12 protein-coding genes, 1 other RNA gene and 4 pseudogenes are annotated in these 12,441 nt (G+C 24.1%); 6 read left to right on the top strand and 11 right to left on the bottom strand.

Features of this window, described 5'->3' with window-relative positions:
* Positions 1–120 precede the first annotated feature (120 nt).
* The 5 genes from rny to AAHM85_RS08025 all read right to left on the bottom strand — a co-directional run bounded on the left by rny (position 121) and on the right by AAHM85_RS08025 (position 4,105).
* Positions 121–1,695: a ribonuclease Y gene (gene rny / locus AAHM85_RS08045; RefSeq protein WP_342261637.1), complete on the bottom strand. Its 1,575-nt coding sequence runs from the start codon at positions 1,693–1,695 to the stop codon at positions 121–123.
* Between the two features lie 163 nt (positions 1,696–1,858).
* Positions 1,859–2,845 (bottom strand): recombinase RecA, encoded by a 987-nt coding sequence (gene recA / locus AAHM85_RS08040; RefSeq protein ID WP_342261636.1) that lies wholly within the window; start codon positions 2,843–2,845, stop codon positions 1,859–1,861.
* A 53-nt stretch (positions 2,846–2,898) separates the two neighbouring features.
* The gene (locus AAHM85_RS08035; RefSeq protein ID WP_342261635.1) at positions 2,899–3,360 is read right to left on the bottom strand and encodes a CinA family protein; all 462 of its coding nucleotides are present in this window, start codon (positions 3,358–3,360) and stop codon (positions 2,899–2,901) included.
* 47 nt (positions 3,361–3,407) lie between these two features.
* Positions 3,408–3,758: RNase P RNA component class B (rnpB, locus tag AAHM85_RS08030), an RNA gene on the bottom strand.
* A gap of 29 nt (positions 3,759–3,787) precedes the next feature.
* Positions 3,788–4,105, bottom strand: coding sequence for a DivIVA domain-containing protein (locus AAHM85_RS08025; protein WP_342261634.1), 318 nt, complete (start codon positions 4,103–4,105; stop codon positions 3,788–3,790).
* Between the two features lie 76 nt (positions 4,106–4,181).
* Here AAHM85_RS08025 and AAHM85_RS08020 point away from each other — a divergent pair, with 76 nt between their 5' ends.
* From AAHM85_RS08020 to AAHM85_RS08505, 4 genes and pseudogenes are all read left to right on the top strand, one after another.
* A complete protein-coding gene (locus AAHM85_RS08020; RefSeq protein WP_342261633.1) occupies positions 4,182–4,394 on the top strand; it encodes a hypothetical protein in 213 nt (70 codons plus the stop codon).
* Positions 4,352–4,441, top strand: a pseudogene (locus AAHM85_RS08510) (hypothetical protein); the annotation flags it as partial. The gene AAHM85_RS08020 and the pseudogene AAHM85_RS08510, both read left to right, overlap by 43 nt.
* Before the next feature lie 47 nt (positions 4,442–4,488).
* Positions 4,489–5,608, top strand: a pseudogene (locus AAHM85_RS08015) (IS3 family transposase).
* Positions 5,578–5,865 carry a Holliday junction resolvase RecU gene (locus tag AAHM85_RS08505; RefSeq protein ID WP_425289733.1) on the top strand — a complete coding sequence of 96 codons (288 nt, stop codon included), beginning with the start codon at positions 5,578–5,580 and terminating at the stop codon, positions 5,863–5,865. Before AAHM85_RS08015 ends, AAHM85_RS08505 begins: the two are co-directional and overlap by 31 nt.
* Here AAHM85_RS08505 and AAHM85_RS08010 read toward each other — a convergent pair.
* Positions 5,862–6,176 (bottom strand): HU family DNA-binding protein, encoded by a 315-nt coding sequence (locus AAHM85_RS08010; protein WP_342261632.1) that lies wholly within the window; start codon positions 6,174–6,176, stop codon positions 5,862–5,864. The two genes, AAHM85_RS08505 and AAHM85_RS08010, sit on opposite strands and share 4 nt — an antisense overlap.
* A 502-nt stretch (positions 6,177–6,678) precedes the next feature.
* Here AAHM85_RS08010 and AAHM85_RS08005 point away from each other — a divergent pair.
* The gene (locus AAHM85_RS08005) at positions 6,679–7,059 is read left to right on the top strand and encodes a RidA family protein (protein ID WP_342261631.1); all 381 of its coding nucleotides are present in this window, start codon (positions 6,679–6,681) and stop codon (positions 7,057–7,059) included.
* Between the two features lie 641 nt (positions 7,060–7,700).
* Positions 7,701–8,534: pseudogene (locus AAHM85_RS08000) on the top strand (aminotransferase class I/II-fold pyridoxal phosphate-dependent enzyme).
* A gap of 16 nt (positions 8,535–8,550) precedes the next feature.
* Here AAHM85_RS08000 and AAHM85_RS07995 read toward each other — a convergent pair.
* The 5 genes and pseudogenes from AAHM85_RS07995 to AAHM85_RS07975 all read right to left on the bottom strand — a co-directional run bounded on the left by AAHM85_RS07995 (position 8,551) and on the right by AAHM85_RS07975 (position 12,293).
* A pseudogene (locus AAHM85_RS07995) lies at positions 8,551–9,291 on the bottom strand (IS5 family transposase).
* Between the two features lie 385 nt (positions 9,292–9,676).
* On the bottom strand, positions 9,677–9,865 hold the full coding sequence (locus AAHM85_RS07990) for a hypothetical protein (RefSeq protein ID WP_342261630.1): 189 nt from the start codon (positions 9,863–9,865) through the stop codon (positions 9,677–9,679).
* Between the two features lie 250 nt (positions 9,866–10,115).
* Positions 10,116–10,319 carry a hypothetical protein gene (locus AAHM85_RS07985; protein WP_342261629.1) on the bottom strand — a complete coding sequence of 68 codons (204 nt, stop codon included), beginning with the start codon at positions 10,317–10,319 and terminating at the stop codon, positions 10,116–10,118.
* Between the two features lie 58 nt (positions 10,320–10,377).
* The gene (locus tag AAHM85_RS07980) at positions 10,378–10,653 is read right to left on the bottom strand and encodes a hypothetical protein (protein ID WP_342261628.1); all 276 of its coding nucleotides are present in this window, start codon (positions 10,651–10,653) and stop codon (positions 10,378–10,380) included.
* A gap of 692 nt (positions 10,654–11,345) precedes the next feature.
* The gene (locus AAHM85_RS07975) at positions 11,346–12,293 is read right to left on the bottom strand and encodes a rolling circle replication-associated protein (RefSeq protein ID WP_342261627.1); all 948 of its coding nucleotides are present in this window, start codon (positions 12,291–12,293) and stop codon (positions 11,346–11,348) included.
* Positions 12,294–12,441 lie beyond the last annotated feature (148 nt).

The following is a 12,441-nucleotide window of genomic DNA, read 5'->3' as shown; positions in this document are numbered from 1 at the left end:
AATAATAATGAAAAAAATAAATTAAACATAAAAAATAAATATTTAAATTAACAAAATTATATTTTTTATAAAGTTAAAAGAGAACCTAAGGGTTCTCTAAAAAACAATTAATTAATTTTGTTAATTAATTAATTCCGTTGCTCTTACTTCACGAATAACAGTAATATGAATATCGCCTGGTATTGTAATCATTTGTTCTAATTTTTGTTTTAAGTTTCTTGCTAATATATGAGCATCAAAATCATTAATAACTTTAGGATCAACAATAACTCTAATTTGTCTTCCTGCCTGAACAGCATATGCTTTTTCTACACCTTTAACAGATTTACATAAATCTTCAATTTCTTTAATTCTAGTTATAAATTCTTCTAATGAATTATTTCTTGAACCAGGTCTAGCTGCTGATAATGTATCAGCAGCTGAAACTAAAGAAGAATAAACATTATCTTTTGCAACATCACCATGATGAGAATGAATAGCATTAATAATAATATCGCTTTCACGATATTTTTTTGCTAAAATCACACCATTATAAACATGTGAACCTTCTAATTCATAATCAGCAGCTTTACCAATATCATGTAATAAACCAGCACGTTTTGCAATATTAACATCTAAACCTAATTCAGCTGCCATTGCTCCTGCAAGTTTGGCAACTTCAAAGGAATGCAATAAAACATTTTGACCATAACTTGTACGATATTTTAATCTTCCAATATAAGATACTAACTCTGGTTCAAAACCAGTTAATTTTAACTCATCAATAATTTTTTTACCATCAACTTTAAAACCTTCATTTAATTCCTGCTCATGAAATCTCAAGATTTCTTCAATTCTAATTGGATGAATTCTTCCATCTTTAACTAAATCTTCTAAAGCTCTAGTTGCAATTTCTCTTCTGATCGGATTAAATGAAGAAATTTGAATTGTTTCTGGTGTATCATCAATGATAATATCTACACCTGCTGTTAATTCAAAAGATTTAATATTTCTACCCTCTTTACCAATAATTCTACCTTTCATTTCTTCATTAGGTAACTTAACATATGATACTGACTTATCAACAATAAAATTACTTGCATAACGTTCTATTGCTTCACTAACAATATTATTAGCTAACTCTTTAGATTGAAGTTTAATATTATATTCATGATTTTTAATAATTTTATTAAATTCTAATGATAATTTTTCTTTTAATTTACTAAACAATTCATCTTTTGCTTCATTTCGGCTCATACCAGAAATTTTTTCTAATTCCATAATAATTTGATCAATTTTTTGATGATATTCTAATTTAACATTTTTTACAATTTCACGTTGATGATAAAGATTTTGTGTTTGTGTTTCAATTATTTCTTCACGTTGACTTAATTTGCGTTCTCTTTTATTTAAAAGTTTCTCATATTCTAAATTTTGTTCTTTACGATATTCAATCTCTAAATACAAATCTTTTTTCATTTTGCTTATTTCAATTTTTGCATCGGCTCTTGAGGATTGAATTAATTTTTGAGATTCTTTTTCTCTCTTTAAAATATTAGTAAAACTTTCTTGTTCTTTAATTTTTAAATACATTTTTCTAATTAGAAATCCAGCAATTATCCCTACTATCATTGCTAGAACAATTGATATACCTACTCACATTCCAAACTGTTGACTACTTATATTTGATAATATAGCTAACATATTTTTTTCCATTTATATTTCTCTCCTTGCTGTAAAATACCTACAAGAAAAAGAATCCTTACACTCAAAAACTTAAATAAAATTAAAATTTTATATTTTTCTTCTTTAATATCTACACACAAATAAGTAGGATAATAATCCTATATTAATTTTAGCATGTTTTAAATATTAATTTTTAAAACTTGATTCGTTCCTTAATTTGTTCTAAAAGAAAAGTATTTGCTTCTAAACTTTCTTTTGCTTTTATTTTTCCTTGTCCTAATTTTACATCTTCATAAGTGTATCAGCCACCAGATTTATTAATAACTTCTTTCTGAACAGCAATTGTAATGATTATTTCACTAATTTTTGAAAATCCTTCTTCAAAACAAAAATCAAGACTTGCTGTTTTAAATGGTGATGCTACTTTATTTTTTACAATTTTTATTTTTATTTTATGACCAATTATTTGATTACTTTTGATTAATTGTTCACCTTTACGTACTTCTAGTCTAATTGTACTATAAAAACGCAATGCTTTTCCTCCGGGTGTTATTTCAGGATTACCATATATAATACCAACTTTTTCTCGAATTTGATTAATAAATAAAACAATACAATTAGTTTTTGCGATACTTCCACTAATTTTTCGTAATGCTTTAGACATTAATCGTGCTTGAGCAACAATTGTTTGATCATTCATATCATCATCAAGTTCAATTTGTGGAACTAATGCAGCTACCGAATCAATAACAATCATATCTAAAGCTTCTGATTTAACAAGAATATCTAGTATTTCTAATGCTTGTTCTCCTGAATCTGGTTGTGTAATTAATAAACGACTAATATCAACACCTAATTTTTGACTATATTGACGATCTAATGCATGTTCGGCATCTATAAATGCTATTCTACCATTTTGTTTTTGAACTTGTGCTAAAGCCATTAATGCTAATGTAGTTTTACCTGCCGATTCTGGTCCATAAACTTCAATAATACGACCTTTTGGAAAACCTTTAACACCCAAAATATCATCTAATAATATACTTCTTGAACTAATAACTTCAATATCGCCAATACTACTATCACTTAGTAACATAATAGCACCTTTGCCAAATTCTTTTTCAATTTGCTTAATGGCCTTTTCTAATAATTGTTCTTTTTCTTTAATGTTTATTTCCATAAAATCACCCTACAAAATATTAATAACTCTATAAGATAATTCCTTTTTAAATTTTAAAAACTTAATAAAAATTTTTTTAAAATAACTACTGCTTTTGCTACTATAGTTGATCTAATTTCGTTTCTATTACCTGAAATATTTAACACTTCACATCAAACATTATCATTGATAACAATACCTACATATACTAAACCAACTGGTTTATTTTCTACAGCATTAGGTCCTGCATTTCCAGTAAAACTAATAGCAATATTTGTTTTTAAAATTTTCTGTGTATTTAAAGCCATTTCTATAGCACATTGTTTACTTATTGCACCATATTTTTCAATGGTTGTTTTTTTAATTTTAACAATATTGATTTTTGATTCATTAGTATACGTTATAAAACCACCACTAAAATATTTAGAAGCACCAGCAATACTAGTAATCTCTTGAGCAAAAAGTCCACCAGTAATACTTTCACAACAACTAATTCTAAAATTAAATTTATCTAATAAAACTAAAAGTTCAGTCATTTTTAAACCTTCAATCAAATAATTTACAAACAAAAAAAGAATAAAAAAATCATAAGCCACGTTCTGTTCTTGCTTCTTGCAAGTGCTAACCATTTATCTACTATTGTAAAACAATAGTTCGATTTATTATTCATTTCTAATAAACCAATGCCCCTACCTAAATTTGGGTTTCTCGCTTGTGGGGTTTATCTCGTTCCAGCTTTTAAGTTTCCTTAAAACTCGTCTCTATGACACTTTTATAGACTAGAACCTTATTTAATAAAAAACTTAGGTTTTTGTCAGCCGTCAGAATTACTGCTTAGAGTTATTGTTTTCTCTAACACAAACATTACTTTCATCACAGAAAGTGCAAGCGTGGACTTTCCTCTACATACTAATGCAGCGATTAGCTCATTTTTTATTCTTTTAGAAGAAAATTATAACATATTTATTCTTCATGTACAATACTCTCTAATTTACTTAATCTCGTAATAATATCAACGTTTTCTACACCTTTTTCTTCTAATTTTTGTTTTTCTTGTTTTAAAACTAAAATTTGTGTTTTTAAAGTATCAATTTCTTTAAGCAACTTGTAATTATTATCTTCTAAAATTGCATTTTGTTTTTTTAGTTTATTTACAAATTCTTCTAGTATTTCATAATTAGTAGCTACTAAATCAAGAAATAAATCTACTTCTTTAGAATCATAGCCTTTATAATCAACAGTAAATTCTTTATCTATAATATCCTTTTTGCAAATATTCATATTTATACCTCCTTTAATTAAAAGGAAAACTATTCCAAAGTTAGTAATATTCTATATGCAAGGGAGAATTAAAATAATGTTTTATGCTAACCGTGGAATGTTTCTTGAAACTATAATTAATTATACTATTGAAATTATAAATAATGAAAAACAAGCATTAATTTTTAAACAAAATCCACCAATTTTATATCAAAATAATAAAATTTTAAACAAAAAAGTAATGTTGATTATCATGGAGTTTATCATGGTAAATATTTATGTTTTGAAGCAAAAAGTACTAAGTCTTTAACATTACCATGAAATAATTTGGATCGGCTACAATTTATTGGACACTAATTATGTAGACAAATAACAATATTTGTTAAAAGAAAGGAAATATAATTATGGCCAATATTACTTCATATACAGATGAATTTAAAAAACAAATAGTAGCTTTATATCAAAGTGGCAAATCAGTATCTTGTCTTGTTAAAGAGTACAATGTTACAAGAGCAGTTGCATATAAATGAATTAAGCAATTTACTAATTCGGGAAGTTTTAAAACTAAAGATAATCTTTCTGATTTAGAAAAACAATTAATTCAAATGAATAAAGAATTAAAACAATTACGAATGGAAAATGATATTTTAAAGCAAGCAGCACTAATAATAGGCAGAAAGTAGAGATTATTGCAAATAATAAATGAAAATATAAGATTCGCCCAATGTGTCGTTTTTTAAAAATTTCTAAATCAACATATTATTTTAATTTAAAGAAAAAAGAAGATAAAATCAAAAATAATATTTATGATCAAGCTGTTATTAGTGCTTTTAAAGAAAACAAATGTGTTTATGGAACAAGAAGATTAAAAGTCATACTAGAAAAACAAGAAATTTATTTATCAAGAAGAAAAATTAAAAAAATTATGGATAAACATAATTTAATGTCAAAATACACTAAATTATCATTTAAAAATCATCGTAATAAAGTAAATAATGAACAAATCACTAATATTGTTAATAGAAACTTTAATAATAGAATTAAAAATGAGGTGATTGTCAGTGATCTTAGTTATGTTGAAGTTAATGGTAAATGAAACTATATTTGCTTATTAATAGACCTATTTAACCGCGAAATTGTTGGACATAGTGTAGTACTAAAAAAGATGCATCATTGGTATATCAAGCATTTATGCAATCAAATCGCTGTTTAAAAGATATGCAAATATTTCATAGCGATCGAGGTAACGAATTTAATAATAAAATTATTAACAAACTTTTATTAGCATTCAATATTACCCGCTCTTTAAGTAAAAAAGGTTGTCCTTATGACAATGCTGTTGCTGAAGCAACTTTTAAAACTTTCAAGACTGAATTTATTAATGACAAAAAATTTACATCATTAATACAGTTAAAATTAGAATTATTTGATTATATCAATTGATATAACAATATAAGAATCCACAGCACTTTAAACTACTTAACTCCCATTAAATATCAAGAAAAAATGTCTACCAAAAAATAGTCCTAAAAAGGGTTGCCATTTCAAATTTTAAAAAACATCAACTTGAATACTTAGAAAATGTTTTTTATCTTAATGCTATTAGTTTTGTTATTATTTATTTTTCACAACATGATGCCTTTTTCTTAGTTTTTTGAGAAAAATTAAAATTTTTAAAAGTTCAAAAAAAAGCACTGACATATAAAAAAATAGAACAAAATGGATATAAATTAGAAATTATATATCCATTTTATCTTGATTTTTTAAAATTTTTAATTTAAGAAGCTAAAGTTTCTGCTTGTTGATTAGTATGTTTTTTAAATTCAGAACTAGCTTTAAATTTAGGTGCTTTAAAAGCACTAATTACAATAGATTCACCAGTTTGGGGATTACGACCTGTTCTTGCTTCACGAATAATAGTTTCAAATATTCCAAATTTTGGTATATTAATTTTACCACCATTTGCAACTTCAACTTTTATCTCTTCAAAAAATAAATCAATAATATTAGTCGCTAAGGCAATTGTGACATCAGACTTTTGCGCCACTATCTTAATAATTTCTGTCTTTGTTTTAGAATTACTTTTTGCCATAAAAGATTTCCTCCTAATGTTTTAAGAATTATAATTATAATGTCTACTATAGATATTATTATAACTACGTTATCTTCAAACCAATTTAAAAATGTTACTGGTCTGTAATCAAATTATATAGTAACATTTTATAAAATGAACCATAAAATGTATTTTTTTTCTAAAAAAATGATGAAATTACTTTAATAATATTTTTTTACACTTATAAATGTTAAAAAGTAAAAATAAATTTAATTTTCAATACTGATAATTAAATATTAAATAAATATTTAATTAAAATTAAAATAAAAAAAATATTAAAGTGAAAAATAATTAATTAAAAAAAGAAAAGAAAATCATGTAAAATATATTTATAGTTGTTCAAGTTTTAAATAATTAATGACGCTAATTTTATATTACTATTAATTATTTAATACCACCTAAATAACTTAAAAATAACGCTACATTTTACTAATATATTCAATGATACAAAACATAATGATTTTAGAAAGAGTGATAAACTATGAAAAATATTATTCATACGCCTAATGCTCCTGCTGCTATTGGGCCATATAGTCAAGCAATAATTGCAGGTGACTTTTTATATATTTCTGGTCAATTGCCAATTAATAGCAAAACAGGTGAATTTATTGGCACTGACATTGCTTCACAAACTAAGCAAAGTTTATTAAATATTAAAGCAATTTGTGAAGCTGCTAATATTACTTTAAATAATATTGTAAAAGTTAATATTTTCTTAAAAGACTTAAATCACTTTGTTGAAATGAATAAAGTTTATGGAGAAATATTTGGTACACATGCTCCAGCAAGAGCAGCAGTTCAAGTTGCTAAAATTCCCAAAGATGCATTAATTGAAATTGAAGCAATTGCTTATTTAAAATAATTTTTCTAATTTTATTTTTTTATTGCATATCTAAATTTTTGACTATAAAATTAAATCAAGATTTATTTAGAAAAAGTACTTTAAAATTTAAAAAGTTTTATTAATATAATAATGATACATTACTACACTTTCCAATTTAATATTCTTACTACAATTTCACACTTTTCTCAAAATTCTAAATATTTTATACTTAAAACAATAATAAAATACATTCTAAATAAATCTTTATATATATAAAAGTATCAATAATAAATTAAAATTATGTTAATTAATAAAAACTATAATAAGTATTGAATTTAAAGATTACTAGTAAAAAAGTAACCTTTTTTATTGAAAAAACATTTACTATAAAAGAACAAAAAAATACTGTAGTATTTTCATATAAAAATTGAATATTAGATTATAACTACTTTTTTAAAACCAGATTGTTAACATTAATCTAGGATATTTATATACTTTAATACAAACTTGCTACCTTTATTTTATATAAAATAAAGGTAGTTTTAAAATACAAATTAAATGGAAATAACATAAAAATAAAATAAATTTATATCTATAAGGAGAGATAATTATGACAAAACTTAAAAAAAAATAAAAATAATTACCACAATGAACTAATTTAGTTCATTGTGGTAATTATAATGATAAATTTGGAGCCGCCCTACCCCCCCATTTATCTATCAACAACTTTTGCTTTTGATAGTGCCGAACAAAGTGGTAGGATATTTAATTTACAAGAAGAAGGATATGTTTATACAAGAATTGGTAATCCAACAACAACTGTTTTAGAAAAACGAATGGCACATTTAGAAGGTTCAGAAAAAGCAATTGCTTTCTCATAAGGTATGGGCGCCATTTCATCTACTTTTTGAACATTATTAAATGCTACCGACAATTTATTATCATCAAAAACAATTTATGGTGATACTCATTCACTTATTGAAAAAGGAATATCACGTTTTCAAATTGAAGTTGATTTTGCTGATTTTACTAAACTTGATGAAATTAAAAAAAATTTAAAACCCAATACTAAAATTGTTTTTTTCGAAACACCAGCTAATCCTACTTTAAAAATTTTAGATATTAAAGCAATTAGTGATATTGTCCATCAATATAATCCACAAATTCAAGTAATTGTTGATAATACTTTTTCTACACCAATCATTACTAAACGCTTAACTTTTGGTGCTGATATTGTTATCCATTCAGCAACAAAGTATATTAATGGTCATTCTGATGTTATGGCCGGAATTGTTTGTGGTAAAAGTACTTTAATAGATAAAATTCGTTTTGAAGGATTAAAAGATTTAACGGGAGCTGTATTATCACCTCATGACGCCTTTCTTGTTTTAAGAGGATCATCAACTTTAGAATTACGATTATGACGAGCTTGCAAAAATGCTAGAATAATTGCAACAAGATTAAAAGAACATCCTAAGAACCTGTTTAGAATCTTTTTAATAAAATTGAAATAAAGGAAAGAACAACCATTTATAAACTAGTATTTAATTTTCTTTCACATTTTTTTCATAATCTTCTACATTTTTCTAATCAAGCAAAACTTCGCTCTACAACTCATCTTTTTGGTAATACTACAAAAGAATGTAATTCATTACGTTTTACAACTTCAACATTCGCATTTATAATTGTTTTGATTGCAGAAGCAAATTTTTCACATAACCAGCATCTACTATTATTTTTTGAACTGTAGAAAGATTTTCTTTTTCATTTTGAATCATTATTATAGCACTATTACGATCTGTTTTTTCTGCTGTAGTTACGTAAATTGCATGTGGTAAACCTTGAGAATCAACAGCAATATGACGTTTTATTCCTGAAATCTTTTTACCAGCATCATAACCTTTGTTTTTAGTAGTATCTGTATTTTTAACACTTTGTGAATCAATTATACAAAAACTGGTTTTTTCTTTTCGATGATTATTGATACGAACTTTTCTAACTAATTTTTTTTAAAATTAATTGTCATATGCTAGGTTCTTTACCATTATTTTTACTTCAAATTTGAAAATAATAATATACAGTTTGTCATTTTGGAAAATTTTTTGGTAACATTCTTCATTGACAACCACTTTTTAATACATATAAAACTGCACAAAATACTTTATATAAATCTAAATTTCTTGGTTTTGTTTTCTTTTTGACATTTTCTAAAATTAATCTTATGTTCTCAAATTTTTCTTTAATGACATGACTTGGATAATTTTTATGCACATATACCTCTTATTTTAAAATATATAGTAATTTTACCTTATTCTCTAAAAGATTCTAAACAGGTTCTTATATTTTGAAATCTATTAGGTATTAACTCAGTTAAACCACTAATAACATTCCCTATATCAAAACTATTTAAAGATATATAAGTATATCTCAATCTACAAAAGGTTTATCAATTACTGGCTTAGGAATTGGTATTGGAGTAGGAATTGGTGGTTCAGTAGGACATGGTAGTCAAAAACATGGTTCATCTCTCAATAAAGAAACTGATTTATCTACATACTGAACAAACTTGGCATAATTTATTAAACCAATTGTTCCTAAACCTAAAAATATCTTTTTATAACTATTAATAACTTTATTTTTAGTAGTAGGTCTTTGATTAATATTCCATGATATCAATTCCTAACTTTTTACTAAACAACAAAGAATTAATACTTCCTAAAATTGGGTCTTTTAAATATTGACCATAATAAGCACTAACTCCTACCATAGCACTTAATGGACTTAATCCAGTTCTTAAAATTTTAGTTAACGTATAATTACTAGTTTCCTCTACTTCATTATGCATAAATAAAACTCCTTACTTTATATACTAATAAGGAGCTTGTATATGAATTATAATCTAATCCATTGGGGCTTAATGAAAAATATATAATCCATATATAAGCCCCTTATTTACTTTTTTGCCAAAAGCTTCTGGCACACTTTTTAAATGTTATTTATTTCTTTTATTCTCTTTTCTTATTCGTTCCATTTCATTAGCAACTGTATAACAAATTTCACAACCATATACTCGTTCATAAGTTCAATCACTACATTTATGTCTCATAATTTAACTTACTCTCTTGCTGTCTCATTGCCTTATTTAAAGCAATATCTAATATACAATTTGGACAATAATATTTTCTAGTATATAAGTTTTGTAAAACTTTTTTAGGACAAATAACTTGGTCACAAAGTTTACAGATATAAATCGCTAAATGAAATGCTTGCTTACATGAACAATTATCATTTTTAGACATAATTTAATTAACTCCTAACATATTAATAATTATTTAAAATTACCCTTTTAATAAATAACTATTTTCAATTAGAAAGTTTTTTAATGTTACCGCTTAAATCAAGTTCAAGTGAATAAAAATTACCAACTTTTAAATCAACAGTAGATAAACAATTATTAAAATCACTAGCAAATTCCGGATTATATCATTTATCACGTGTTTGACCAGTTGGCACGCTTGTTTGTTTATTTATTTCTACAAACTTCAAAAAATCAAACTTTAATGTTTGACCTTTATTATTTTTATCGCGAATAATACGCTCTTTTTCAATATTAACTAACTGTACTTTGAACATAAAAAAAAACTTAACCTCCAGACAAACGGCTATAAAGCCAGATTAAGATGTGGGTAAAACCATCTTAATATATAAATATACATATATTTATATATATCAAGCAAAAAAAGAAAAAATGCCAAAATAAAATAAAGCCTTGTCTGGTGACTTTAAATTATTTTGACAATAACAATTATATATACAAGTGTTTTATATTAAATTAATATGCTAAAATTGTGATAAAAATATAAAGGAGATTTTAAAGATGAAAATAAAGAAAAATAAAAAATTACAATTAACAACTTTACTTTTGCTTATTTTAACTATTTTATTTATGAGTACAGGTTTAATGTTAATTAACATATCAAATTATTTTGACTATATACATTTTGATAATAGTTTAAAATTAATTTTAAGAAAAACAAATGGTTTTAAGTTGCTAAACATTTTTAGCATAAATTATATTTTAGTTCACTCTGCAAATCTTATATGTTGATTTACTCAAAATAATAAAAATTATTATAATTGAATACAATTACAAATTGGAATTATATTTTGTATAATTTTAGTTCCAATTTTAATTTTTATAATTACTTCATTAACCTTTTTAAATATTGGTTTAAAGATAAAAATAAAAAATAATAATTTTTGAGATGCAATACAAAATTGTGAAATAATCAATAATTACTATATTCATATTAATAGAAATTTGCTTAATGTAAAATCTTTTTTTTATAATCTATTTTTTCAACTTTATTACCAAAAACTTTCTCTACCCAAGTCAAAACATCTTTATCTCTGTAAATTAAATAGCCAATTTCACTAGTCCATAAATAATGCTTATGCGATAAAGCACTTAAATATAAATAACGTTCATAATTTTCACAGTCCTTAAAATAATCATTTACAACAGTACTTTCAATAATACCACCAACCATAACAGTATTACCATTACTATCTCTTTGAGTTTTAAAATAAAATACATTTGTTGCATTAAAACTTGCTTTAATTATATCTTGAATTGTTATTTTTTTAATCCCACGAATTACAATAGGATTTTTACAATTACGCGAAAAAGCATAAGCCTTTACACCTACATCTGCTTGATTTAAAAACTTAACATCATCCATTGCTTTTGTAACATATTTACCTAAATATTTAATAACAAATTCATTTGTAACATTTCTAACTGTTTTTAAATCATTAAAACCATGAGTTCATCATTCTAATATCATACTTTTATATATTTTTCTATTAAAAATTATATGAAAGTGAATAGCACCACGAGATTGATATTCATAAACATAAAAATATTTTAATTCTCCTAAATGTTGAAAACGTTTAGGTTCATTTCATCATTTCTTTAATTTAAGAAAAAATAAACGAATATCTTTCTTAGCTTTTTTAATATCTTGCATATTATTTTTATAAGTTAAAGTAACAAAACTTAACATTTTACTATCATAAAAATTATGTAATGCTTTTTTAATTAAATTAGTTTTAGTACGAACAGTACTATTTCTTAATTTCTGTTTATTACCAATATAAGATTTACCTCTAACATTTCCAATATTATTTAAAAAAGAAATAGGTAAAACCACATTTTTAACATAACAAGCATAAAAAATCTTTTTAACATAAAAATCTTGTTGAATATCCATATAAAAATCCAGACAAACACTATTTTAAAATAACAAATTTTATATTTTAATAACAAACAAATCTTAACATAAAAAATTATAAAAACAAATATAAAACAAAAACGATACTTAATTAATTTAATCTAGATTAATTTTACATGATTTACAT

Source organism: Spiroplasma endosymbiont of Notiophilus biguttatus, assembly GCF_964030985.1.
GTDB classification, from domain to species: domain Bacteria; phylum Bacillota_I; class Bacilli_A; order Mycoplasmatales; family VBWQ01; genus Spiroplasma_E; species Spiroplasma_E ixodetis_A.
Note: the sequence above shows the minus strand (reverse complement) of the source record. Positions and strands in the feature narration are given on the sequence as shown.